Genomic DNA, 24,659 nt, shown 5'->3' with positions numbered 1-24,659 from the left:
ATCCATGACCTCCGCGAAAGATGTTCAGGCGCCGCTCGCGGCCGGCGCGCACACGTAGGCGTGCAGGTCGTGCGCGAAGCCGTCGAGCTCCTCCGACAACTGGCGCACCATACGTCCGAGCACGTTGTAGGCGAGCACGGCGGGAATCGCGACGACGAGGCCGAACGCCGTCATGATCAGCGCCTCGCCGACCGGCCCGGCGACGTTTTCGATCATGGCCTGCCCGCTTGCGGCAATGCTGCCGAGCGCGTGATAGATGCCCCACACGGTGCCGAGCAGCCCGACGAAAGGCGCCGTGCTGCCGACCGAAGCGAGCAGCACCTGGCCGAATTCCAGACGACGCTGGGACGCGGCGAGCGCCTGACGCAGCGCGCGCAGCACGCGCTCGCTGCGCTCGACCTGACCCAGCAGCGCGCCGGGCATGTCGGCTTCGGCGGCGTGCAGCGCGGCTTCGGCCAGCGGCGCGAAAACGCGTTCGCGATCCGCGATCCGGATTGCCGCGACGCCGTCCGACAACGTCTGCGCCTGCCAGAACAGCGCGATGGCGCGCGGCCCCTGACGCTTCGCGCGGCCGAGCACCCAGCTTTTCACGATCAGGAAACACCAGCTCGCCACCGACATCGCCAGCAACAGCCACGCGACGCCATGTGTAATCGCGTCGCCAGTCTGCAGATAGTGGAGGATGCCGGTGCTTGCCATCGAGCCTCGCTTCAGGACTTTCGAACGTTGAACCGCCGGAAAATACGCGGGTGCTATGACGCAGGTTTTAGCGCAGGCCGAGCACGTCCTGCATGTCGAAGAAACCGCTCGGGTGAGCTTCGAGGAAGCGCACCGCGCGCAGCGCGCCCTGCGCGTACGACAGGCGGCTCGCCGATTTGTGCGTGATCTCGATCCGCTCGCCGATGCCGGCAAAGAGCACCGTGTGGTCGCCGACAATGTCGCCGCCACGGATCGCGGAAAAACCGATCGTCGACGGATCGCGCTCGCCCGTCACACCTTCGCGGCCGTAGACCGCGCACGTGTCGAGATCGCGGCCGAGCGCGCCGGCGATTACCTCGCCCATCATGAGCGCGGTGCCCGACGGCGCGTCGACCTTGTGCCGGTGATGCGCCTCGATGATTTCGATGTCGTAGCCGGTCGCGAAATGACGCGCCGCGAATTCGAGCAGCTTCAGCGTGACGTTCACGCCGACGCTCATGTTCGCCGCGAACACGACGCCCGTCTTCTCGCCGGCGGCACGCAGCTGCGCTTTCTGCGCGTTGTCGAAACCGGTCGTGCCGATCACGAGTTTCACGTTGTGACGCAGCGCGGCTTCGACGTGCGCCATCGTGCCCGCCGGACGCGTGAAGTCGATCAGATAGTCCGCTTCGGCGAAAACGCGGTCGATGTCATCGGTCACCAGCACGCCCGTCGGTTTACCGAGGAACGCGCCGGCATCCTGACCCAGATGCGGGTCGCCGGCTGGCACGAGCGCGCCTGCGAGCGTCGCGCCGGCGTCGTTCAGAACGGTTTCGATGAGCATGCGGCCCATCCGGCCCGACGCTCCAGCAATGGCAATTTTCATCGGCAACTCATGAGCAACAGAACGGCTGACGCATGGAAATCACGGACAAAACCGCCGTCTCCATGCCATCGAACCGCGGAAAAACTGCGAAAAGGCTGGCGGCCCGGCTACGAGCTTGCTTCATTCCCGTGACACCGGCCGCGCGGGACACCGCTGCAAAGCCCTGCATCCGGCAAACCCGGCAAACCCCACACGCGCGCAAGACAAACTCACGCTTACGCAAGCTCACTTCGCGGGCCCGGCCCGCAAAGTGACAGACAGTGTGGCTAGCCGCCCGTTCCCGTCGATGCCGGTGCCGGCGCGTTGCTTTGCGGACCGACCGGACCCACCGGGTTCTCGGACGGCGCGTTCGGGTTGACCGGCGGCGGCGGACGGTGGAACTGGAATTGCGGCGCGGCGGGCGCACCCGTGTTCGGCGGCAGACCTGCCGAAGGCGGCGTGCCCGCGCGCACCGAAGGCGTCGTGTTACCTGTCGGCGCCTGAACGGCTTCGGTCGCGCGGTTCGCGGCTTGCGCGGCCTGCTCGTTCGCAGCTGTCGAAGGCAACGCGGCTGCGGCTGTCGCGTCGGTTGCAGCGGGCGAGCGCGTCGTGTCGACGGTAACCGGCGCCGAAGCGGCGGCCGCCGTGACCGGCGCACTGGCGCCCGTTGCGCCGCTCGCCACGACCGGCGCGACGGCGACCTTCTTGCCGGTGCGGTCGCCATCGATATCGGCGAGCAGTTCAAGGTTAGACGGCAGATCCTCGCCACCCGACCAGCTCGCGACGCGATCATTCGCGAACATCACGATGAAGTCACGCTGCTGCACGATCGAGGTCGAGCCGCGCTTGAAATAGAACAGATAGTCCCAGCGGTCGGCGTGGAACATATCGGTCAGAAGTGGCGTGCCGAGCAGCTGGCGCACTTCCGCGCGCGACATGCCGACCTTCATTTGCGCTGCTGCTTCGCTCGAAACGAAGTTGCCCTGCACGACGGTAATCCGATACGGCGTGATGCTTTGCGCAATACGCTGCGTGAGGCTGTCGTATGTGGAACATCCAGCAAGAACCGCTACAGCCGCAGCAGCGATCAAGGTACCCCGCATGCGGCTCCCCCGGTAGATCAATTGAGATTTTGAAATCATTTCACTCACCGTGCGGGCTTGCTGGCAAGCCGCGCGAGTTTCTGTCGAAGATGACCTGAACAGCAATTCACATTACTATTAGAACCCTGCATTGTACTCTAGGGACTCGCCGTCATGACCAATCCAACCGATCTCAAGAACATCGGGCTTAAGGCGACCCTACCGCGCCTCAAAATTCTTGAAATCTTCCAGCACAGCCCGGTGCGTCACCTGACCGCCGAAGACGTCTATCGCAACCTGCTGCACGAGGAACTCGATATCGGGCTCGCCACGGTGTACCGCGTGCTCACGCAGTTCGAGCAGGCCGGCCTGCTGTCGCGCAGCAATTTCGAATCCGGCAAGGCGGTCTTCGAGCTGAACGAAGGGACGCATCACGATCACCTCGTGTGCCTCGATTGCGGCATCGTCGAGGAGTTTTTCGACCCCGAAATCGAAAGCCGCCAGCAAGCCATCGCGAAAGAGCGCGGCTTCAAGTTGCAGGAGCACGCGCTCGCACTATACGGCGGATGCACAAAGGAAAACTGCCCGCATCGCAAGCACTGATCCGGCAGCAGGCGTCTGGTTCACCGCGCCTGCGACCACAAAGACCGCAAAGATAACGAAAAGCCCGGTTGTGCATGTCTGCCAACCGGGCTTTTTCACGACTACATAACCGCGTGCGATGCTCAGGTTTCAGTCTCCGCGATCCGTTCGCCCTGCATTTCCAGCCGCCATGGCTCCGTGAATGCGATCTCGTCGCAATTGGGCTGTTCGCCGCCGCGATCGATCACCACGAAATCGCTGACGCGTCCGAGCGCCAGCAGCGGATGGTGCCAGACACCTTTCGCGTAGTTGACGCCCTGCCCGCCTTCGGCCCAGAAGGCGCGCATCCGCGCTGCGTCGAACTCGCCCGCCGGCGCGACGACGATCACGTAGCACGCGTCGCTCAACGGAAGGAAGGCCTGACTGCCGAGCGGATGCCGCTCCATCATCGCGATCTCCAGCGGCCACGCCCGCGGCTGCCCGCGAAACACGTTGATCAACGGCCGGCCGCCGTCACCGCAGACGTCGACGGTCGCCAGATCGTGAAAGCGTTCAGTCGTGCCGCCGTTGATCGGGAAATGACGGGCGCCGTCCAGTTCGATCACGTCGCCGAACGGCGCGAAGGCTTCGCGCGTCAGGCGGGTTATTCGCAGTGTCTTCATGACCGCCGCTCCGTTATGCGATCTCGCCCCACAGACGCAGCCGCGACACACCGCCGTCCGGGTAGATGTTGAAACGCACGTGCGTCACGGGCCCGAGCGCGGCGAGCTGTTCGCTGAAAGTGTGGACGTGGTCCATCTTCAGCGATTGCTCAGGTAACAGCACCGGCCAGAACATCGCCTGCGTGACGAGCGAATCGTCGGTGCCGCCCGCCACCGTCGCCGCCTGCAGCGAGCAGCGGTCCGGGAAATTGCCCTTGAAATGCGCGGTATCGACTTCGACGCGGCGGATCGTCCCCGGCCGGGCGAGCGCGACGATGGCCCAGTCGTTACCCGGCTCACGGCGACGACGCGTCTCCCATCCATCGCCCATGTTGACGCCACGCCCGGGCATCAGGATCGTCGACGCGGGCCCGAAATGCTGGTTGTTCGCAGCGACCAGATACGCGCCATTTTCGATCGCGGCGAGATCGATCAGGCCGCCGCGTTCGACGGTGCTCCAGTCGCGCTTCGGTTGACCGTACACACGCAGGCGCGCGAGGCCGCCATCCGGATAGAGATTCACGCGCAGATGCGTGAACGCACGCGCGTCGCTCACCTCGACGTAGTGATGCTGATTGCCCTGCAATGTCATTGCCGGCACGAGTGTCTGCCAGTCGGCGTTATCCGGCGGTGTTTCGCCATCGACGTGACAGGCCTCGATCGAAGCCGCCGGCGGAAAATTGCCCGTGAAGTGGCTCGTATCGAGATCGACGCCATGCACGACACCCGGACGCGCGAGCCGCACCACGCAGTGATCGTGACCGGTGGTGCGCTTGCGGCGCGTCTCCCAGCCGTCCATCCATTTGCCGTTGTCATCATATTTGCCGGGGATGAACACCGCCGGCTGCGGATCGAGCATGCGTTCCTTCGGCGCGAAGAATTCGTCGCTGGCGAAGAGCGCCTTCGCACCCAGACGCGGATCGGCGAGATTCATATAGCGGCGCGTGAAAGCGGGAGCATTAGGGTCGAGAACTGGATTAGCCATGATGGGGTTTGTCTGTCTGCTGGATCGGGTTGTAAAAACCGGCGGCTGCGCAGCGCACCGGCGTTGTCAGATTGCGTGCGCCGGCGCGCCGGTGACGGCGGGTTGGGCACTTTCGTCGCCAGCCGGAACAAACCGCAGTTCGGCGTCCTGATTCAGCACGCGCCGCGCGCGGACCTTGTCGATATCGTTTTCCCACACGGCCACGACAACAGTGGCCACGCAGTTGCCGATCAGATTGGTCAGCGCACGCGCGATCCCGACGAACCAGTCGACTGGCAGAATCAGCACGAGGCCAAGCACCGGAATCGCGGGAATCGCGGAAAGCGTCGCGGCGAGAATCACGATCGCGGAACCCGGAATGCCGTGCGCGCCCTTCGACGTCACCAGCGAAACCAGCACCACGACGATCAGATCGTGGATCGACAGCGGCGTATTCGTCGCCTGCGCAATGAAGATCACCGCGAGCGTCAGATAGATCGAGAAGCCGTCGAGGTTGAACGAATAGCCGGTCGGAATCACGAGACCGACGGTCGAATCCTTCACGCCCATCCATTCGAGCTTGCGCATGACCTGCGGCAGCACCGCATCCGACGAAGCCGTACCCAGCACGATCGACAGTTCCTCGCGCAAATAGCGGATCAGCTTGAACACGTTGAAACCCGCCAGCCGCATCACGATGCCCAGCACGACCGCGACGAACACGATGCAACTCGCGTAGAACACGATCACCAGCATGCCGAGCTGCTTGAGCGACTCGACCCCATAGGTGCCGGTCGTGAATGCAATCGCGCCGAGCACGCCGAGCGGCGCGAGCTTGATGATGAAACCCATCACGCGGAAAAAGACCTGCGCGAGTTCGTCGATCAGGCTGCCCACCCGCTGCGCCTTTTCGCCGAGCAGCGAAAGCGCCGAGCCGAACATCACCGAGAACACGAGGATCTGCAGGATGTCGCCCTTCGCGAACGCATCGGTGGCGGTTTCGGGGATGATTTTCAGCAGGAACGCGGCCGTGTCCTTCAGGCTCTTCGCGTGCTCGGTGTAGGTGGAGAGCGACGCGGCATCGAGCGAATGCAGATCGATGTTCATGCCGACGCCGGGCCTCGTCGCATAAGCCAGCACCGCGCCGATCAGGAGCGCGATCGTCGTCATGAATTCGAAGTAGACCACCGCCTTCAGGCCGACGCGGCCTACTTTCTTCAGGTCGCCCGCATGCGCCATCCCGCCCACGACGACGCAGAACACGATCGGACCGATCACCATCTTGATCAGCTTGAGGAAGCCGTCGCCGAGCGGCCTCAACGACTGCGCGAAATGGGGAAACAACGCGCCGATCACGATGCCCGCCACCAGCGCGATCACCACCCGGCCAAACAGCGAATTGAAAAACTTCAACACGGTTTTCTCCTGGTTCCGGTTCAACTGTTCATACTGGTCCGACCAGTACTGTTATGGCAAATAGTAGGAATTCGATATAGTTGAGTCAAGGAAAGATGTGCAGGTGTTTACCCGTGCGGTCTGGCTGGCTTTTATTGCCTTCCATGTGGAAGTTTTAAATGCGCGCTGCGCCGGTTCTTCGCACGGACTACAATACTGGTCAGACCACGGATACCCTGAAAAATCAGATGAAAAGCGTTCCGCATACTGTTACTGATGCCGCGATTGCCACGATTCGCGAACGGATCGAGGGCGGTGCGTATCCGGTCGGGAGTCTCTTGCCGGCGCAGCGGCAGTTGTCGGAGGAACTGGCGATCAGCCGTGCTTCGCTGCGCGAGGCGTTGTCGACGCTCGAGGCGCTCGGCCTGCTGACGATCAGACCCGGCAAGGGTGTGTACGTCGAAAGCACGCAGGCACAGGCCGGAGGACATCCGTGGCGTTTTGCCGGGCAGTCGTCATTGCCGGACACGTATCAGATGCGTTTCGCGCTCGAAGGCTTTGTCGCGCGCATGGCGGCGCTCGCGGTCAGCGACAGCGACATCGAATGGTTCGAGGACAATATCGCCGCGCTGCAGGGCGCGCTGGCCGCAGCCGAGCTCGACGAGGCAGCGCAACTCGACTTCGAATTCCATATGCGGATGGTCAGCATTGCCGGCAACGCGGCGATCGAATCGATCCTGCGCGATAGCGCGGACATCATGAAGGAAAGCCAGCGCATGCCCTTCTACCGGCGCGAGCTGGTACTGACGACGTATCACGAGCATCGCGCCATTCTCGACGCGCTCAAGGCGCGCGATGCCGACGCAGCCGGCAAGGCCATCGAAATGCATATCGCGAACGCCGCGCGACGTGCCGGCGTGTATTTCCCGACGCCGTGAACGTGGGACGCGAGCGGTGCGCGAATACCCATGAAAAAACCGCTCCGAAGAGCGGTTTTTCGTGTCTGGCCCGGGTAACGCGACAACTGACTTCGCGTTTCGCCTGGCGCTTTGCTTCGCGTTTTACTTCGCCGCTTTACTTCGCGTTAGCCAGCGCCACAGCCGTATCCAGCATGCGGTTCGAGAAGCCCCATTCGTTGTCGTACCAGCTCGACACCTTCACGAGACGGCCCGACACCTTCGTCAGCGTCGAATCGAACGTCGACGAAGCCGGGTTGTGGTTGAAGTCGATCGAAACGAGCGGCGCGGCGTTGTAGCCGAGGATGCCCTTCAGCGCGCCTTCCGACGCTTCCTTCATGATCGCGTTCACTTCCTCGACGGTCGTGTCGCGCTTTGCGATGAACGACAGGTCGACGATCGACACGTTGATCGTCGGCACGCGGATCGCGTAACCATCCAGCTTGCCGTTCAGTTCCGGCAGCACGAGGCCGACCGCCGATGCAGCGCCCGTCTTCGTCGGAATCTGGCTGTGCGTGGCCGAGCGCGCGCGGCGCAGGTCTTCGTGATACACGTCGGTCAGCACCTGGTCGTTCGTGTAGGCGTGGATCGTCGTCATCAGGCCGTTTTCGAGGCCGATTTTATCGTTCAGCGGCTTCACCAGCGGTGCGAGGCAGTTCGTCGTGCACGATGCATTCGAGATGACCGTGTCCGATGCCTTCAGCACGTGGTGGTTCACGCCGTAGACGATCGTCGCGTCGACATCCTTGCCGCCCGGTGCCGAGATGATCACCTTCTTCGCGCCAGCCTTGATGTGCGCGCTGGCCTTTTCCTTCGTCGTGAAAAAGCCCGTGCATTCCATCACGACGTCGACCTTCAGTTCCGCCCACGGCAGTTCAGCCGGGTTGCGGACAGCCAGCACGCGGATCCTGTCGCCGTTCACGACGAGATTTTCGCCGTCGACTTTCACTTCGCCCGGGAACTTGCCGTGTGCCGTGTCGTACTGCGTCAGATGGGCGTTCGTGTTCGCATCGCCCAGATCGTTGATGGCGACGATTTCGAGATCGTGCTTCTTGCCGTTTTCATAGAAGGCGCGCAGCGTGTTGCGGCCGATCCGGCCGTAGCCGTTGATTGCGACGCGAATCGTCATGGTCTATCTCCTGATTCCTGATGGCTAAAAAAATACGTTCGTCGAAGGGGGTTTCGCCGCCGCGCCGAACATGTACGCGTGCGGCGAAACGAAACGCCAGCGTCAGCCGAGAGTCTTCTTCGCCGTTTCCACGACGTGGTCGACGGTGAAGCCAAAGAACGGGAACAGCACGTTGGCCGGTGCGGACTCGCCAAACACGTCGATGCCCACCACGCCGCCTTCGAGACCGACATACTTGCGCCAGAAATCCGTCACACCCGCTTCGATCGCGACACGGCGCACGCCTTGCGGCAGCACGCGTTCACGATATTCGGCGTCCTGCTGGTCGAACACGTTCGTGGACGGCATCGACACCACGCGTGCCCCGATACCGGCCTGTGCCAGCGGCTCGACTGCCTTCAACGCCAACTCGACTTCCGAACCCGTCGCGATCAGGATGATCTTGCGCGCGGGGATCTCGTCGTTCCAGTCGCGCAGCACGTAGCCGCCCTTCGCGATGTTCGCGATCTGCGCATCCGTGCGTTCCGAAAACGCGAGGTTCTGGCGGCTGAAAATCAGGCACGACGGACCGTGATGTTCGACGGCCTGCGTCCACGACACCGCCGTTTCGACGGTATCCGCCGGACGCCACACCTGCAGATGCGGAATCAGGCGCAAGCTCGAAACGTGCTCGATCGACTGGTGCGTCGGGCCGTCTTCGCCGAGGCCGATCGAATCGTGCGTGAACACGAAGATCGACGGCGCTTTCATCAGCGCGGCAACACGCAACGCATTGCGGCTGTAATCGGAGAACGTGAGGAACGTGCCGCCGAACGGCTTGAAGCCGCCGTGCACCGCGATACCGTTGATCGCCGCGCTCATGCCGAATTCGCGCACGCCGTAGTTCACGTAGTTGCCGGCTGCGCCGTTTTCGCCGACGCGCACCGGCTTCGCGGCCTTCCAGTTCGTCAGGTTCGAGCCGGTCAGGTCGGCCGAGCCGCCCAGCAGTTCCGGCAGTACACCCGACAAACCTTCGATGGCCTGCTGCGACGCCTTGCGGGTCGCGACGGTTTCAGCCCGTTCGTTGGCGCCGGCGATGATCGCCTGCGCCTTTTCGGCCCAGTCGGCCGGTAGTTGCTTCGCCATGCGGCGCTCGAAGTCGGCGGCTTCCCGCGGATACTTCGCGCGATAGGCGGCGAACGCCTTGTCCCACTCGCCTTCGATCTTCGCGCCCGATTCCTTCGCGTCCCACGCTGCGTAGACTTCCGGCGGAATCACGAACGGCTCGTAGTTCCAGCCGATCTTCGCGCGCGTGGCCGCGATTTCCTTGTCGCCGAGCGGCGCGCCGTGCGCGTCGTGGCTGCCGGCCTTGGTCGGCGCGCCTTCGCCGATCACGGTCTTGCAGCAGATCAGCGTCGGCCTGTCGGACAGCTTCGCCTTCTTGATGGCTGCATCGACTGCTTCGACGTCGTGGCCGATCACGCCCGGAATCACGTTCCAGCCGTACGCTTCGAAGCGCTTTGGCGTGTCGTCGTGGAACCAGTGGATGACTTCGCCATCGATCGAAATGCCGTTGTCGTCGTAGAACGCAATCAGCTTGTTCAGCTTCAGCACGCCGGCCAGCGAGCACGCTTCGTGCGAGATGCCTTCCATCAGGCAGCCGTCGCCGACGAACACGTACGTATGGTGATCGACGATCTTCGCGTCGGGCTTGTTGAATTCGTTAGCGAGCAGCGATTCAGCGAGCGCCATGCCGACTGCATTCGCCAGACCCTGGCCGAGCGGGCCGGTCGTGGTCTCGACGCCCGGCGTGATGCCGTATTCCGGGTGACCCGGCGTCTTCGAATGCAACTGACGGAAGTTCTTCAGCTCTTCCATCGGCAGATCGTAGCCGGTCAGATGCAGCAGCGAATACAGCAGCATCGAGCCGTGACCGTTCGACAGCACGAAGCGGTCGCGATCGGCCCATTGCGGATTCTTCGGGTTGTGGCGCAGATGGCGCGACCACAGCGCAACGCCGATCTCGGCCATGCCCATCGGCATGCCCGGATGACCGGAATTGGCTTTCTGAACGGCATCCATGGCCAGTGCGCGAATCGCGTTGGCCATCTGGGAAGTGGGTGCGGGAGACGGGGTCGTCATGTCGAGTCCGGAGAACGAGTCCAAAAAACGGGGCGCAGGGGCGGTCCGGAAGCTCGGCGGCCAGAATGCTCCGGCGCACGATGCGGCGCCGGGAGACGCGAAACGGGCAGAGCAAACGGACAAGGCAGCAAAGCGTCACATTCTAGCAGATCGTCACCGTTTACCCGGCCTGAAGGGGCCAGGAGAGGCAAGTTTCGGCTTGGGTTCAACCACAGCGATTGTTTAGGATTCGGAGCCGGAAACCGGCCGTCATCGCGGCGCGCGCGGGCCGTCTGGCACGACTGGATGCGCATCCGCCTGTCCTTCTATAGCGCCACTGGACGGGCATCGGCCTCGCCGCGGGTCCCTGCCTGTCCTTCTATAATCGGGCCATCGAGACCCACCGCGCCCGCGAGGCGCACCTGTCATCCGTGAGCGCCCCGCTTCTCTTCCGTCCTGCACCCGACGCGGTCTACGGCTTTCCTGGCGCGCGCCGCCTCGCCAGCGTGGATTCGCCGTTCCAGCACATCGAGGTGTGGGACACCCCGCAACTCGGCCGGCTTTTCACGCTGGATGGCCGCCCGATGACTTCGACCGGAGACGAATTCATCTATCACGAATGCATGGTTCACCCCGCCGCGCTCACGCACCCGGCGCCACGCGCGGCGCTGGTGCTGGGCGGCGGCGATGGAGGTGCCGCGCGCCAGTTGCTGCGGCACCGGGAAATCGGGCGGATCGTGGTCGCCGAACTGGACGCCGAAGTCGTGCGGCTCACGCGCGTGCACCTGCCCGAAGTGCATGGCGCAGCGTTCGACGACCCGCGCGTCGAACTGGTGATCGGCGACGCCGCCCGTTATGTCGAAACTGCCGGTGAACGCTTCGATCTCGTCGTCTTCGATCTGACGCCGCCCGACTCACCCGCCGCCGGTCTCTACACGACTGCCTTTTACACAGCGCTCAAACGCTTGATGACACCTGACGCGGTGTTGTCGCTCCATCTCGGTTCGCCGTATTTTCACGCACCGCGCATTGCAGCGCTGCTGCGCGACCTGCGTGCCGCATTCAGGGTCGTGCGCACGATGGGCACGTTCGTGCCGCTGTACGGATCGCAGTGGCTGATGGCCACTGCCAGCGACACGCTCGATCCCGCAGCAACCGCCACAATCGAAGCTTGCGGCACACGGCTTGCGGATCGCCAGATCGAACGTCTGCGTTTCTATGACGCAACTGTGCACGCGAGCCTCTTCACCGCAGCCCACGCAGCGCGCGATAAACTGGGGCCATTACTCACATCGTCGTTATGCCGGAGCGAAGCGGAGAGTCTGCCCGGCGCAGCCTGTTCGCCCGACGATCAATCGCCACGGAGAAATCCATGACCGCCCCTCGCCCAGCCGGTGTGCCCTGGTTGACCCCTTATATGACGGTGCGTGACGCGCGCGTCACGATTGCATTTTTCGAAGCCGCGTTCGGCTTCGCCGTGCGTGACAGCGTGAACGACGACGGCGCGATCATGCACGTCGAGATGACGTATCAAGGTCAGCTGATCGTCATGTTTGCGCCCGAAGGCGGATTCGGTTCGACGGCAAGGACGCCGAAAAGCGCGGGCGCCATCGCGCCGCAATCGTTCTACCTCTATGTCGACGATGTCGACGCTGTGTATGCTCGCGCCATCGCTGCTGGAGCGAAGTCGCTGAGCGAGCCGGAAGACCAGTTCTGGGGCGACCGCTTCGCCCAGATCGAGGATCTCGACGGCTACCGCTGGGCGCTCGCGCGCCATCTTTCATAAGGAGACTTCTTTCCCGATGCCCCGTTTTTTCGTCGACATGCCGCTTCGAGCCGGCGACGTCGAACAACTGCCGGATGACGTCGTTCGACATATCCAGGTGCTGCGCCTGCAGACAGGCGATTCGATTGCGCTCTTCAACGGCAAAGGCGGCGAGTACGTCGCGGAACTCGTCGACATCGAGCGTCGCTCGGTTACGGCGAAGATCGCCAACTTTCGCGATATCGACGTCGAGCCGCCCTATCGGCTGACACTCGCGCAAGGCATCGCGGGCGGCGACAAGATGGACTGGCTGATCGAAAAAGCCGTCGAACTGGGCGCATCGGGTTTCGTGCCGCTCACGGCCGCGCGCAGCGTCGTACGCCTTTCAGGTGAGCGAGCTCAACGCCGGAATGCACACTGGCAGGGAATCGTGCGCGCATCGTGCGAGCAATGCGGACGCAATCGCCTGCCCGACGTGGCGCCCGTCAGCGACTTCACGGCGTGGCTTGGGGCGTTGTCCGGAACGCCTGCGCAAGATGAACTCAGGCTGCTGCTTTCGCCGCGCGGCAGCATCGCGTTTTCCGCGCTACCCGTTGAGCCGCCGCAAGGGCACGTCATCGTTTTGATCGGGCCGGAAGGCGGATTATCGATCGATGAAGAGACGGCCGCCGTGGATCAAGGCTTCACGCCTGTCGGCCTCGGCCCGCGCGTGCTGCGCACGGAAACGGCGGGGATTGCCATGCTGGCTGCGCTGGCCGCGCGCTGGGGCGGCTGGTAACGCATTGCGTGCTGCATGGCATGGTAGCGGTTTCGCAAAAAACCCCGCGCCAAAAACAAAGCCCGCCAGATGGCGGGCTTTGTCTTTGTTACCGATGCGCTCAGTTCAAGGTGCGCGGTTCAGCCCTCGGGTTTCATCACCGCACGCAACATCACGCGAATGAGTAGAACACGCGGAATGCCACCTTGCGTTCGGCCCAGAACTCCGCAGCCTCGCGAAACACATCGAGGAGGGTTTCGCGGCCTTCCTTGTCGAATTTCTGCGCAACCGGCAGTGCCTCGAGCACGATCACAAAACCAGGCTGCGGACCCGCCTTCGCGACCAGATCGGTCAGGCAATCATAAAGCGCGTCGTAATTCTTGCCGAAGTGTTTGGGAAACATGAACGAAGTCGCGATCGTTTCCATGACTTCCTGTTTGCTCTGCGCATTGCCGCAGCAGGCATAGAGAAAATGCTGCTCCAGCTGGCTCGCCTCGTCAGCAAGATCCTGCACGCGAAACGCGCGGATCGACTGTACGATGTTCGGTCGTACGGTCTTGAAAAGACTCATGGGGCCCTCGTTCGAAGAAAGCACAGTGCTGATGGCTTCGCTCTGGGTATCCTGGCCGGGCCCGGCGCTGCGCATCTGCATGACGCGCTGGAACAGATTGCCGCTACCGGCCGCGAAAAGATCCGTCGCGACTGTGGAGTCGTGCGCGTAGACGTTGTCGCTCATGCTGTTCATCCCGATGTCATTCAACAATACGTTTAAAACTCGTGTAATGGTCGTCGGAGTAATAACAGTTGTCGGTTCGCTTTAGCGGGCCACCGCAGACAATGCGGCGCGCGCCCCGATTGCGGGCACGAGGCGTGGGAACGGTGTATTCGTGGTAATAACCGCGCTTGTGCGGCGACAGCAACCGCTCGCGATTGCCGAATACGATGCCGTCCTTCTCATACGGGTAAGGCCCGCCTGCTGCAATCAAGTTCAAAGTATTGACTGCTTCCCGCGGCAATTGCGTCACCGCAATGGTGCCCTGCGCCTGATCAGTGGACGGTGTCGCGGTGTCGCGCGCAAAGGCGCCAGAAACGACACTCCCGCACAGGCTGACAACGATCAGGGCGGCTGGGAGCACGCCGTTGCGGAGCCACTTGCGTGCCATGAACCAGAATTCCCGCTGTTAGATCACGAGTTCGACGACCATGAAAGGTGTAAGGGTATCGCTAATGGCCCCTGGAATCAATGCGCGATCGGCCACCCGGAGGCTCCACTGAAGTGCAAACGCCCCACTGGCGCGCCTTCCAGCGGCTTTTGCCGCAGGCAAATTAATCCCGCCTGAATCAGAAACAATCGGGGTGCTATCGGTACCGGCCTGCTCGGGAATGTGCGCCTGGTCTTCTGCCAGGAGGCGCAGACACAGCGCGGAGCCTGCCGTGCACGCCCTGCGGCACGGCGCGTCCATCGCCGACGCGCCGTTTGCAATGGTAAATATTACCGGGTCGCGATAACGTCAGCCACCAGCAGCGCCGCCATGTTGACGATACGCCGCACCGTCGCCGAAGCGGTCAGCACGTGCACCGGTTGTGCTGCGCCGAGCAGTATCGGGCCGATCGCGATGTTGTTGCCCGCAGCTGTCTTCAGCAGGTTGTACGAGATGTTGGCCGCGTCGATGTTCGGCAGGATCAGCAGGTTCGCGTCACCTTCGAGCGTCGAATCGGGCAACACTTCGCGGCGCAGGTTGGCATCGAGCGCGACGTCGCCGTGCATCTCGCCGTCGATCTGCAGATCCGGGGCGCACTCACGCACGAGCGCCAGCACTTCACGCATTTTCTGTGCGGACGGCGCATGGCTCGTACCGAAGTTCGAGTGCGATACCAGCGCGATCTTCGGCTCGATACCGAAACGACGCACTTCCTCGGCGGCCATCACCGTGATTTCGGCGAGCTGTTCGGGCGTAGGGTCGACGTTCACGTGGGTATCGACGATGAAAATCTGCCGGCCCGGCAAGACGAGCGCGTTCATCGCGGCGTAGACCGTGCTGCCGGTCTTCTTGCCGATCACCTGATCGATGAAATGCAGGTGACGGTGCGTCGTGCTGATCGTGCCGCAGATCATGCCGTCCGCCTCGCCCTTCTTCACCAGCATCGAGCCGATCAGCGTCGTGCGGCGGCGCATTTCGAGCTTCGCCATCTGTTCGCTGATGCCCTTGCGCGACATCATCTTGTAGTAGGTCTGCCAGAAATCGCGGTAACGCTCGTCGTGGTCGGTGTTCACCACGGTGTAATCCTGGCCGGCAACAAGGCGCAGGCCATAACGCGCGATGCGCTGCTCGATCACCGCCGGACGGCCGATCAGGATCGGCTTCGCGAGCTTTTCGTCGACGACGATCTGGACCGCGCGCAGCACACGCTCTTCTTCGCCTTCCGCGAACACGATGCGCTTCTTCTCCATCTCGACGCTGCGCGCCGCCTGGAAGATCGGCTTCATCGTCGTGCCGCTGTGATACACGAACTGCTGCAGATGCTGCTCGTACGCGTCCATGTCCTCGATCGGACGGGTTGCGACGCCCGAATCCATCGCGGCCTTCGCCACGGCCGGCGCGATCTTGACGATCAGACGCGGATCGAACGGCTTCGGAATCAGGTATTCCGGACCGAACGAGAGATCCTGGATGCCGTAGGCGGTCGCGACGATGTCGCTCTGCTCCTGCCGCGCCAGTTCAGCAATCGCATTGACCGCGGCGATTTCCATCTCGCGGGTCACCGTCGTCGCGCCTGCGTCGAGCGCACCGCGGAAGATGAACGGGAAGCACAGGACGTTGTTGACCTGGTTCGGGTAATCGGTGCGGCCCGTGCACAGCACCGCATCCGGGCGCACTTCGAGCGCGAGTTCAGGCAGGATTTCCGGTGTCGGATTGGCGAGCGCGAGAATCAGCGGTTTGTCGGCCATGCGCTTGACCATGTCCTGCTTCAGCACGCCACCGGCTGAAAGGCCGAGGAAAATATCCGCGCCTTCGATCGCCTCGCCCAGCGTGCGGGCCTGGGTTTCGCGTGCGAAGCGTTCCTTGTCCGGATCCATCAGCTCGACGCGGCCCTTGTAGACCACGCCGGCCAGATCGGTCACGAGAATGTTTTCGATCGGCAGGCCGAGATCGACGAGCAGATCGAGACACGCGAGCGACGCCGCGCCTGCGCCCGAGGCCACGAGCTTCACCTTCGAGATGTCCTTGCCGACAACTTTCAGCCCGTTCGTGATGGCCGCCGCGACGACGATCGCCGTGCCGTGCTGGTCATCGTGAAACACGGGGATCTTCATGCGCTTGCGGCATTCGCGCTCGACGATAAAGCAGTCGGGCGCCTTGATGTCTTCAAGGTTGATGCCGCCGAAGGTCGGTTCGAGCGCGCAGATCACCTCGACGAGCTTGTGCGGGTCGGATTCGTTGAGTTCGATATCGAACACGTCGATGCCGGCGAACTTCTTGAACAGGACGGCCTTGCCTTCCATCACAGGCTTCGACGCGAGCGGGCCGATGTTGCCGAGACCGAGCACGGCCGTGCCGTTCGTCACGACGCCGACAAGGTTGCTGCGCGCGGTGAAGCGCGCCGCGTTCAGCGGGTTCTCAACGATTTCCTCGCACGCGAACGCAACGCCCGGCGAGTAAGCCAGCGCGAGGTCGCGCTGGTTGATCATCTGTTTGGTCGGCGCGATCGCGATCTTCCCGGGGGTCGGGAACTCGTGATAATCGAGGGCAGCTTCGCGAAGTTTGGTATTGGCGGGAGTCGACATAAGGCGTGCCTGGAAGTGCGGATTAGAATAGAAGTTCGACGCATTGTAGCGCCAATCCCAAAGCCGATTCCTTCAAAAAGGGTACAACTGCCACGACTGAAACAGCGCAAACGCCCGCTGTGCGGTGCAGCAAATGAATTGTCATCGGCCTGATGACCGGGTTTCACTGACCATCAGGCCAGGGTCGTCCGGAGAAAATGCGAGCCGTACAATTCATTCGTTCCCGTCGTGCTTCGCGAGTCTTCGATTTTCGCTTTGCGGTGAAAATCGTCGTGCTTCGGAGCCGCGTCTTACGCTTGCAGGTGGCTTTCGCGGCGCCTTGCTGCTTTACGGATTTTCGCCATGCTTTCCGAGTTTTCACTGATCGACCGTTTCTTCGCGCGCCGCGCGCGCGCCACGCCGCGCGCGCCGCTCGGCATTGGCGACGACTGCGCGCTGCTCACGCCGCGCGCCGATGAAATGCTCGCCATTTCGACGGATATGCTCGTCGAAGGACGCCATTTTCTTCCCGATGTCGATCCTCACGCGCTGGGTCACAAGGCGCTCGCAGTCAATCTGTCCGATCTCGCGGCGATGGGCGCGAAGCCACACGCCTTCACGCTCGCGCTCTCGTTGCCGCAAGCGCGGGAAAACTGGCTCAGCGCGTTCAGCGAAGGCATGTTCGAGATCGCGGAGCGCTTCGATTGCGAACTGGTGGGCGGCGACACCACAAGCGGACCGCTCAACATCTGCATCACCGTGTTCGGTGAAGTCCCCCCCCAACACGCGTTGCGCCGCGACGCCGCGCAACCCGGCGACGACATCTGGATCTCGGGAACGCTCGGCGACGCACGCGCCGGGCTCGGCGTGCTGCGCGGCGAATGGGCCGCCGGCGATGGGGACACCGCAGCATTTCGAAAGGCGCTCGAACAGCCGGAGCCGCGCGTCGCGCTCGGCATCGCACTGCGTGGACACGCGCGCGCGGCGCTCGACATCTCGGATGGACTCGCGGGCGATCTGCGTCATATCCTCGAACGGTCGCGGGTGAGCGCCCGCGTCGACGTCGATGCGATTCCCCGCTCCGCCGCGCTCCGGCGGCTTCCGGCTGAAGTGCAGCGCCGCTGCACACTCGCGGGTGGCGACGACTACGAACTGTGCTTCACCGCGCCGGTGTCCGCGCGCGCGGCAATCGAAGCTGCGGGCAACAGCGTCGCCGTACCCGTGACGCGCATCGGTACAATAAGCGTTCTCCAGACCGGCACACCTGCCATCGCGTGGCACGACGCAGCAGGCACGCCGCTCACCCTGACGTTGCAAGGCTTCGATCATTTCCATGCAGACTGAACCACCGCTCGGCCCCGCCGACGACCTCACTCCCACGCCCGATCCGGGCGCGCCACGGCCGCGCCGCGCGACGGCGCGCTTCATGCTGTCGCATCCGCTGCATCTCATTTCGCTCGGCTTCGGCAGCGGGCTTTCGCCGGTCGCGCCGGGCACGTTCGGCACGCTGTTCGCGTGGGCGTCGTTCGCGGCGTTCAGCCACTATCTGACCGTGATCGAGTGGGGCATCCTGATCGCGGCAGGCTTTTTCGCGGGCATCGGTATTTCGGGTTTCACCGCAAAGCGGCTGGGCATCGAAGACCCGTCGCCCGTCGTGTGGGACGAGATCGTCGCGTTCTGGCTCGTGCTGCTGATGGTTACGCCGGTCACGTTCACCGGCCAGTTGTGGGCGTTCATCGTGTTCCGTTTCTTCGACATGGTGAAGCCGCCGCCCATCAGCTACTTCGATCGCAAACTGAAAGGCGGTTTCGGCATCATGTTCGATGACCTTGTCGCTGCGTTTTTCTCGCTTCTCGTCATCGCGCTCTGGCGCATGTCGGTCTGACCGACGCCTGTTACCGGACATACGCATGGCTACCGATTCCGTCGTCCATCAACTTGCGATCCGCGTGGGCAACCGTTTGCGCGACGAGCGGCTGATGCTCGCTACTGCTGAATCCTGCACGGGCGGCATGGTCGCGACCGCCATGACGGACATCTCCGGCAGCAGCGGCTGGTTCGAGCGCGGCTTCGTCACGTATTCGAATCAGGCGAAGAGCGAGATGATCGGCGTGCCCGCCGAGCTGATCGACAGGCACGGCGCGGTGAGCGAACAGGTGGCGAGCGCGATGGCCGAAGGCGCGTTGCGTAACAGCCGCGCGCAGGTATCGCTGGCGATCACGGGTGTCGCCGGGCCGGGCGGCGGAACGGAAACGAAGCCGGTCGGCATGGTGTCGTTCGGCTGGACCAATCGCCTGCATACGAAAGTCGAGACGGTCGTGTTCAAGGGCGATCGCGACAGAATCCGCGTGCAGGCCGCCGCACACGCATTGCGGGGCGTGCTTCTGCTGCTCGACGAGCAGGAACGCTAGGCCCTTCCGCTCATCGGCAAGTTCGCCCAACCGCATACCCGCTCACACGGTCCCGATGATCACGCCCACTACCGAAAAAGCTGAGTTAATCCGCCGTTTCGATTTGCAGCCGCATCCGGAAGGTGGTTTTTATCGCGAGACGTATCGCTCGACAGCAGAAATAAAGCGACAGGGTTCGGGCGAGACGCGCGCGGCCTCGACCGCGATCTACTATCTGCTCGCGGATGGTGCTCATTCAGCATGGCACCGGATCCGGTCCGACGAGGTCTGGCATTTTTATGCCGGCGAGCCGCTCTACGTTCACGTCCTCGACGATGCCGGCCGTCTGACGTCGCATCGGCTGGGCAACGCACTCACGCACACGGATGCCGTGTTCCAGGTGGTCGTGCCGGCCGGGCAGTGGTTTGCCGCGGAATGCATCGACCCGGCAGGTTACGCGCTGGCCGGCTGCACGGTCGCGCCGGGATTCGAATTCAGCGAATTCGAACTGGCCAGCGTGGATGCGCTGCTGGCGGCTTACCCGGCGCATCGGGACATCGTGATGCGGCTGGGGCCTGTCTCAGACACCTCACGCGACTCGTAATCCCTGCCCGTTTCACGCTCAACGATACTGATTGATCCGGTCTCGCGTCTCGCGCGCGGCGCTCGCCGCGGCATCGGCGAAATCGTCGCCCTTGCCCGCGTAGATGATCGCGCGGGAAGAGTTGATCAGCATGCCGGTATTCGCCGCCGTGCGTCCAGCGCGCACCGTCGCCTCGACGTCGCCGCCCTGTGCGCCGATGCCGGGAATCAGCAGCGGCATGTCGCCGACAATTCCACGCACCACTTCGATTTCCTTCGGGAACGTCGCGCCCACCACGAGCCCGAGCTCGCCGCTTGCGTTCCATTTTTCTGCCGCGAGTCCCGCGACGACCTGATACAGCGGACGTCCGGCCGTCTCCAGAAACTGCAGGTCCGAGCCACCTGGGTTCGACGTGCGGCACAGCACGATCACGCCCTTGCCCGCGTGTTCGAGATACGGCTGGATCGAATCGAAACCCATATACGGGTTCACCGTGACGGCATCCGCGCGATAACGTTCGAACGCTTCGCGCGCGTACTGTTCGGCCGTGCTGCCGATGTCGCCGCGCTTCGCATCGAGGATCACCGGAAGACCCGGATGATGCGCATGGATGTGAGCGATCAGCTGTTCGAGCTGGTCTTCGGCGCGATGCGCGGCGAAGTACGCGATCTGCGGCTTGAACGACGACGCGTACGGCGCAGTCGCATCGACGATCGCGCGGCAAAACTCGAAAATGGCGTCGGGCCGGTTCGCGAGCGCGCCCGGAAACTTCGTGGGCTCGGGGTCGAGGCCGACGCACAGCAGCGAGTTCGTGCGCTGCCACGCATCGTTGAGCGTCTGGGTGAATGAGGACATGGTGAAAACTCGCGACGAGCCATTAGCGGATGAGGCGCGTATTTTACCCGGCGGCGCCGGCCTTCGGGCCCGGCGCCCTCACACGCGACCTACTGCCGCCCGTGCCCGCGCGCACCGGCCGTCGAGCGCATTCCCGTCCGCTCGACCGTGAACGTGAACTGACGCGTCAGACGATCGCCGCGCGCAAGCACCGTCATGCCGTTCGCGGCCGCGCCGCCCGGCAGGTTCATCGCGTTGATCGGATGGTCGACCGGTTCGAAGCAGAAAAAATCTTCCGACGGCGGCGTATAGAGCACGTAGTAATCGGTATCGGCGGCAATGGTGAGCGACAGGCGCCGCTTCGGCCATACCACCGCCGTGCGTCCGCTCCAGCCGGTGAACGCGTGGTTCACGATCGTCTCCGGCAACGGATACGCGACGCCAAACTGCCACGCGGGCGGCGCGGGGACGTGCCGCATGGGCAGCCAGTTGTCGTCGGCGAGCCACAAGCCGCCGGCCGCCGCCGATAGTTCCGTGCCCGCATCACGCGGCAAAAACGGATGAATGCCGAGACCGAACGGCAGCGCTTCTCGCCCCGTGTTTTCGATTTCGAGCGTGATGATCAACGCGGGGCCATCGAGCGTGTACATCTGCATCGCCCGATACGCGTACGGCTTGCCCTCGCTGCGATCGAGCGTCAGGCGCACGCTCTGGTGATCGGTATCGGCGACCTGCCACGGCGCGAGCCAGCCGTCGCCGTGAATCGGCAGCGATTCGCCGTCGCGGTTGAGCGGCACATCGATCGAGCGGCCCGAGAAGCTGAACTGGCCGCCGCCGATCCGGTTCGAATACGGCAGTAGCGGGTAACACGAGAGTTCGTTCGGATCGGTATCGCAGGCAACGTGGCGGCAGCGGCGAAAAATCGGCACGAGGCCGCCATCGCTGCGGTAGTCGAAACGCGTCACGCCGCCGCCTAGCAGCGGGGCAACGTCGAGCCGCAGTTGTGCATTTGAAAGCGTGACGGAAGCGATATCGTCCGCGACAGTCGTACCCGTCGCAACGGCCGACGTACTCGGTCCGGGCAGCACGGGGGTGGCAGCCGCGGCCAGTCTCGCGCGGCGCGACTGCGATGAAGACGAGCCAACGGAATTCGTGACAGTCATGTCAGTCTCCTCGAGAGGCGTCAAACATTGCCGTCGTCATCGACGGGAAATCCTGTGGGCAACTCGGCAAGCCGGTCGCCTCTTTGGCGTCGTACAGCGTGCTGCAACATCTGCGAATGAAGTCCTGCCCTGCATCGCCATTGAAACGAAACGGTCAGCCTGCAGCGTCTCGCGCGAAACCCAATGCGTCGGGCGCCTGACGCCGCGCCGGCGCGCCCTGAAAAAGCGGCTCCGGCAGACCGCGCGCGCCGGGCGTCGCGATGAAAACGCCGCCCGCCCGCGTGTCCTTGCCAAGCGCCCGCGCATCGAGTTCGTCGCGCGCGCTCGTAATGTACAGCGTGCCCAGTTGCGCGCCGCCCAGCGCGACGCAACTCGGTTGCGCGGTCGGCACCGTGACACGCGCCGTTTCGGCGCCGTCGGTGTCGTAACGCACGACACGCGAGCCGCCCCACTGCGCGTTCCACAGGCCGCCGTCGCGATCGACCGTCGAGCCGTCCGGCCCTCCGGTCGCATCGGTCAGCGTCACGAACACACGGTCGCCTGAAATGCCGCCATCGCTGCCGTACGCACAGGTGCGAATCGTGCGGGTCAGCGTATCGCAGTAGTACATCGTCGCGCCGTCCGGGCTGAACGCAATACTGTTCGCAATTGCCGGCGATGGCAATGGCAACCGTTCAAGCGTCAGATCATGATTCAGGCGATAAAAACCGCCGATGGCTTTCACCGACGCCTCGTCTTTCGTTCCGAATACAAAACGACCTTGCCGGTCGCACCGGCCGTCGTTGACGCGCGTGTTCAAGCCGGGTTCGACGTCGACGATATGCTGCGTCTCGCCGGTCGCGAGATCGAAAAACGCGAGATGCGACGCAAGGCCGAGTAGCAGGTAATGCGGGTCGGCGCACAGCGCGAACGTCGCGAGCCGCCCGGGCATCGGCCAGAACGTGCTGCGGCCGTCGGCCGGATCGTAGCGCCACAGACGCGCGCCCTCGATATCCGTCCAGTAGAAGCGCCCGGTGCGCGCGCACCACGTCGCATTCTCACCGAGCCTGCACTTGGCGTCGATGAGGAGCGCCGCCTGCTGTTCGCGCGCCGCCACGCTCATGCCCAGCCTCCGTCCACGATCACGTCCTGCGCGGTGATCATGCGGCTGTCGTCGGAGGCAAGGAAGAGTGCCATGCGCGCCAGATCCTCGGGCATCAATTCGCGGTCGATGCACTGACCCTGTTTGATCGCTTCGCGGCCGGCGTCGTCGAGCCACAGACGTTTCTGCTTTTCGGTCATCACCCAGCCCGGCACGAGCGTATTGACGCGGATACCGAACGGCCCAAGGTCGCGCGCGAGACCGCGCGTGAGCCCCTGCACCGCCGCTTTCGATGTCACGTACACCGGATAGCCGCCGTTTTTCAGCATCCAGCTGATCGAGCCGAGATTGATGATCGAGCCGCCGCCGGCAGCCTTCATGTCGTCGACCACGGCCTGCGCCGCGAAAAACTGGTGACGGATGTTGACCGCGATACCCTTGTCGAAAAACTCGGGCGTGACTTCGGCGATCGTGTGGCGCTTGTCGTTGGCCGCGTTGTTGACGAGCACGGTGATCGGGCCGAGCGCCGCGCGCACGTCGGCGATCGCCTTCTTCAACGCGTCGAGATCGGTGAGATCGCACGGCAGGAAGAGCGGCTTGTGACGCGAGTCGCCAAGTTCGTCGGCGTGGGCTTCACCGGCGCTCGCATCGATATCGAAGAACGCCACGCGCGCGCCCTGCGCCGCGAAGTGTTCGACGAACGATGCGCCGATGCCCGTTGCACCGCCAGTGATCAGCACCGTGCGATCGATAAGACTCGGATAACGGGCAAACGCGCTATCCGCCTGACGTTCATTCACATTGACCGGAGACGACATCGTTCGATTCCTTCAGGAACAGGGATTAATCACGCGAACCGCGGTTCTTCAACTGGTCGAGCATCACGGCGGCCAGCAGGATCGCACCGCGCACGAGATATTGATAGAACGCATCGATGTTGAGCAGGTTCATCACGTTTTCGACCGTGCCCATGATCAGCACGCCGATCACCACGCCCGAGATCGTCGCGCGACCGCCGAGCAGCGATACGCCGCCGAGCACGCACGCCGAGATCACGTTCAGCTCGAAGCCTTCGGCGGCGTTCGGCTGACCCGACGTGATACGCGATGCCAGAATCACGCCGGCCAGCGCCGTCACCGCACCCTGGATCAGGAAGATCCAGACGCGCGTGCGTTCCACGTTGATACCGGCGAGACGCGACGCTTCCGGGTTGCCGCCGATCGCGAGCGTGTTACGGCCGTAGACGGTCTGGTTCAGCATCACGCCGAACACGATGAAGCACAGCAGCGTGACCCAGATCGGCAGCGAAACGCCGAAGAACGACAGGCCGCCCAGCGCGATGAACGTATCCGACGACACGCCCACGGCCTGACCGTGCGACACGATGAAGCCGAGGCCGCGGACGATTTCCATCGTCGCGAGCGTGGTGATCAGCGCGTTGATGCGCAGATACGCGATGACCGCGCCGTTCACGAAACCGATCGCACCGCCCGCCACCACCGCCGCGACGATCGCGATGAACGTGTTGCCGGTGGCGTTCAACACCATCGCGCAGAGCACGCCGGCGAACGCGACGATCGAGCCGACCGAAAGATCGAAGTCGCGCGACGCGAGACAGAACATCATCGTGCACGCGACCATGCCGATCTGCGAAATCGACAGCGCGAGACCGAGCATGTTTTCGATCGAGAAGAAGTGATCGACGGTCAGCGACATCGTCAGGAACATCACGACGAAGATCACGATCAGGCTGTACTCGGTGACGTGCTGCCACCATTTCTGCTTGTCGCTGGTTTGTGGAATCAACGCATCAGCGGCGTTGAGGTTTTCTCTGGCTTGCATTTGATCACTCCTCCCGTTCCCAACGG

25 protein-coding genes are annotated in these 24,659 nt (G+C 63.4%); 9 read left to right on the top strand and 16 right to left on the bottom strand.

All coding sequences use genetic code 11. From position 1 onward, the window contains the following. Positions 1-24: 24 nt before the first annotated feature. The 3 genes from LPA37_RS06570 to LPA37_RS06560 form a co-directional block, all read right to left on the bottom strand. Positions 25-699 (bottom strand): MotA/TolQ/ExbB proton channel family protein, encoded by a 675-nt coding sequence (locus tag LPA37_RS06570; protein WP_228975195.1) that lies wholly within the window; start codon positions 697-699, stop codon positions 25-27. 67 nt (positions 700-766) lie between these two features. Then, the gene (dapB, locus tag LPA37_RS06565; RefSeq protein WP_228975198.1) at positions 767-1,564 is read right to left on the bottom strand and encodes a 4-hydroxy-tetrahydrodipicolinate reductase; all 798 of its coding nucleotides are present in this window, start codon (positions 1,562-1,564) and stop codon (positions 767-769) included. 266 nt (positions 1,565-1,830) lie between these two features. After that, the gene (locus LPA37_RS06560; protein ID WP_228975199.1) at positions 1,831-2,646 is read right to left on the bottom strand and encodes an outer membrane protein assembly factor BamE; all 816 of its coding nucleotides are present in this window, start codon (positions 2,644-2,646) and stop codon (positions 1,831-1,833) included. A gap of 153 nt (positions 2,647-2,799) precedes the next feature. On the opposite strand from LPA37_RS06560, the gene fur reads away from it, so the two are divergent. Further along, positions 2,800-3,228, top strand: a complete 429-nt coding sequence (gene fur / locus LPA37_RS06555) for a ferric iron uptake transcriptional regulator (protein WP_228975201.1) — start codon at positions 2,800-2,802, stop codon at positions 3,226-3,228. Positions 3,229-3,350: 122 nt separating this feature from the next. Here fur and LPA37_RS06550 read toward each other — a convergent pair whose 3' ends face one another. The 3 genes from LPA37_RS06550 to LPA37_RS06540 form a co-directional block, all read right to left on the bottom strand. Continuing rightward, positions 3,351-3,869: an ureidoglycolate lyase gene (locus LPA37_RS06550; protein ID WP_228975203.1), complete on the bottom strand. Its 519-nt coding sequence runs from the start codon at positions 3,867-3,869 to the stop codon at positions 3,351-3,353. 13 nt (positions 3,870-3,882) lie between these two features. Then, positions 3,883-4,893 carry an allantoicase gene (gene alc, locus LPA37_RS06545; RefSeq protein WP_228975205.1) on the bottom strand — a complete coding sequence of 337 codons (1,011 nt, stop codon included), beginning with the start codon at positions 4,891-4,893 and terminating at the stop codon, positions 3,883-3,885. A 66-nt stretch (positions 4,894-4,959) separates the two neighbouring features. Then, positions 4,960-6,288 carry a C4-dicarboxylate transporter DctA gene (locus LPA37_RS06540; protein ID WP_228975207.1) on the bottom strand — a complete coding sequence of 443 codons (1,329 nt, stop codon included), beginning with the start codon at positions 6,286-6,288 and terminating at the stop codon, positions 4,960-4,962. Between the two features lie 227 nt (positions 6,289-6,515). Here LPA37_RS06540 and LPA37_RS06535 point away from each other — a divergent pair, with 227 nt between their 5' ends. Further along, positions 6,516-7,205, top strand: coding sequence for a FadR/GntR family transcriptional regulator (locus LPA37_RS06535; protein ID WP_228975209.1), 690 nt, complete (start codon positions 6,516-6,518; stop codon positions 7,203-7,205). Positions 7,206-7,341: 136 nt separating this feature from the next. Here the strand turns inward: LPA37_RS06535 and gap are convergent, their stop codons facing one another. Further along, on the bottom strand, positions 7,342-8,352 hold the full coding sequence (gene gap, locus LPA37_RS06530) for a type I glyceraldehyde-3-phosphate dehydrogenase (RefSeq protein ID WP_228975211.1): 1,011 nt from the start codon (positions 8,350-8,352) through the stop codon (positions 7,342-7,344). Between the two features lie 102 nt (positions 8,353-8,454). Beyond that, positions 8,455-10,473 (bottom strand): transketolase, encoded by a 2,019-nt coding sequence (gene tkt / locus LPA37_RS06525; protein WP_228975213.1) that lies wholly within the window; start codon positions 10,471-10,473, stop codon positions 8,455-8,457. A 410-nt stretch (positions 10,474-10,883) separates the two neighbouring features. Here tkt and speE point away from each other — a divergent pair, with 410 nt between their 5' ends. Genes speE through LPA37_RS06510 form a run of 3 tightly spaced genes read left to right on the top strand, consistent with a single transcriptional unit; the run spans position 10,884 to position 12,995 of the window. Next, a complete protein-coding gene (gene speE / locus LPA37_RS06520; protein WP_228975215.1) occupies positions 10,884-11,828 on the top strand; it encodes a polyamine aminopropyltransferase in 945 nt (314 codons plus the stop codon). Further along, entirely contained in the window at positions 11,825-12,238 is a 414-nt protein-coding gene (locus LPA37_RS06515) for a VOC family protein (protein WP_090532732.1), read from the top strand. Before speE ends, LPA37_RS06515 begins: the two co-directional genes overlap by 4 nt. 16 nt (positions 12,239-12,254) lie before the next feature. Then, complete coding sequence (locus LPA37_RS06510) at positions 12,255-12,995, top strand: 16S rRNA (uracil(1498)-N(3))-methyltransferase (RefSeq protein ID WP_228975217.1); 741 nt, start codon at positions 12,255-12,257, stop codon at positions 12,993-12,995. A 151-nt stretch (positions 12,996-13,146) separates the two neighbouring features. On the opposite strand, the gene LPA37_RS06505 is transcribed toward LPA37_RS06510, so the two are convergent. The 3 genes from LPA37_RS06505 to LPA37_RS06495 all read right to left on the bottom strand — a co-directional run bounded on the left by LPA37_RS06505 (position 13,147) and on the right by LPA37_RS06495 (position 16,761). Beyond that, positions 13,147-13,719 (bottom strand): barstar family protein, encoded by a 573-nt coding sequence (locus LPA37_RS06505; RefSeq protein WP_228975219.1) that lies wholly within the window; start codon positions 13,717-13,719, stop codon positions 13,147-13,149. 7 nt (positions 13,720-13,726) lie between these two features. Then, a complete protein-coding gene (locus LPA37_RS06500) occupies positions 13,727-14,137 on the bottom strand; it encodes a ribonuclease (RefSeq protein WP_228975220.1) in 411 nt (136 codons plus the stop codon). 329 nt (positions 14,138-14,466) lie between these two features. Beyond that, positions 14,467-16,761, bottom strand: a complete 2,295-nt coding sequence (locus tag LPA37_RS06495; RefSeq protein ID WP_228975223.1) for an NADP-dependent malic enzyme — start codon at positions 16,759-16,761, stop codon at positions 14,467-14,469. Between the two features lie 342 nt (positions 16,762-17,103). On the opposite strand from LPA37_RS06495, the gene thiL reads away from it, so the two are divergent. From thiL to LPA37_RS06475, 4 genes are read left to right on the top strand one after another with little or no spacing between them, the layout of a single operon-like run. Then, positions 17,104-18,084: a thiamine-phosphate kinase gene (thiL, locus tag LPA37_RS06490; protein WP_228975224.1), complete on the top strand. Its 981-nt coding sequence runs from the start codon at positions 17,104-17,106 to the stop codon at positions 18,082-18,084. Then, positions 18,074-18,625: a phosphatidylglycerophosphatase A family protein gene (locus tag LPA37_RS06485; RefSeq protein ID WP_228975225.1), complete on the top strand. Its 552-nt coding sequence runs from the start codon at positions 18,074-18,076 to the stop codon at positions 18,623-18,625. The genes thiL and LPA37_RS06485 overlap by 11 nt, the downstream gene beginning before the upstream one ends. Positions 18,626-18,650: 25 nt before the next feature. Then, complete coding sequence (locus LPA37_RS06480) at positions 18,651-19,151, top strand: CinA family protein (protein WP_229012097.1); 501 nt, start codon at positions 18,651-18,653, stop codon at positions 19,149-19,151. A gap of 55 nt (positions 19,152-19,206) precedes the next feature. Beyond that, positions 19,207-19,734, top strand: coding sequence for a cupin domain-containing protein (locus LPA37_RS06475; RefSeq protein ID WP_228975228.1), 528 nt, complete (start codon positions 19,207-19,209; stop codon positions 19,732-19,734). Between the two features lie 18 nt (positions 19,735-19,752). On the opposite strand, the gene pyrF is transcribed toward LPA37_RS06475, so the two are convergent. The 5 genes from pyrF to araH all read right to left on the bottom strand — a co-directional run bounded on the left by pyrF (position 19,753) and on the right by araH (position 24,633). After that, entirely contained in the window at positions 19,753-20,568 is an 816-nt protein-coding gene (gene pyrF, locus LPA37_RS06470; protein WP_228975231.1) for an orotidine-5'-phosphate decarboxylase, read from the bottom strand. Positions 20,569-20,657: 89 nt separating this feature from the next. Further along, positions 20,658-21,710: an aldose 1-epimerase gene (locus LPA37_RS06465; protein WP_228975233.1), complete on the bottom strand. Its 1,053-nt coding sequence runs from the start codon at positions 21,708-21,710 to the stop codon at positions 20,658-20,660. A 154-nt stretch (positions 21,711-21,864) separates the two neighbouring features. Next, entirely contained in the window at positions 21,865-22,812 is a 948-nt protein-coding gene (locus LPA37_RS06460; RefSeq protein ID WP_228975236.1) for an SMP-30/gluconolactonase/LRE family protein, read from the bottom strand. Continuing rightward, on the bottom strand, positions 22,809-23,609 hold the full coding sequence (locus tag LPA37_RS06455; RefSeq protein ID WP_228975238.1) for an SDR family NAD(P)-dependent oxidoreductase: 801 nt from the start codon (positions 23,607-23,609) through the stop codon (positions 22,809-22,811). Before LPA37_RS06455 ends, LPA37_RS06460 begins: the two co-directional genes overlap by 4 nt. Before the next feature lie 25 nt (positions 23,610-23,634). Further along, a complete protein-coding gene (gene araH, locus LPA37_RS06450; RefSeq protein WP_228975239.1) occupies positions 23,635-24,633 on the bottom strand; it encodes an L-arabinose ABC transporter permease AraH in 999 nt (332 codons plus the stop codon). Between the last annotated feature and the right edge of the window lie 26 nt (positions 24,634-24,659).

It is taken from the genome of Paraburkholderia gardini, assembly GCF_907164545.1.
Taxonomy (GTDB): Bacteria; Pseudomonadota; Gammaproteobacteria; order Burkholderiales; family Burkholderiaceae; genus Paraburkholderia; species Paraburkholderia gardini.
This window is presented reverse-complemented; position numbering and strand designations above follow the sequence as displayed.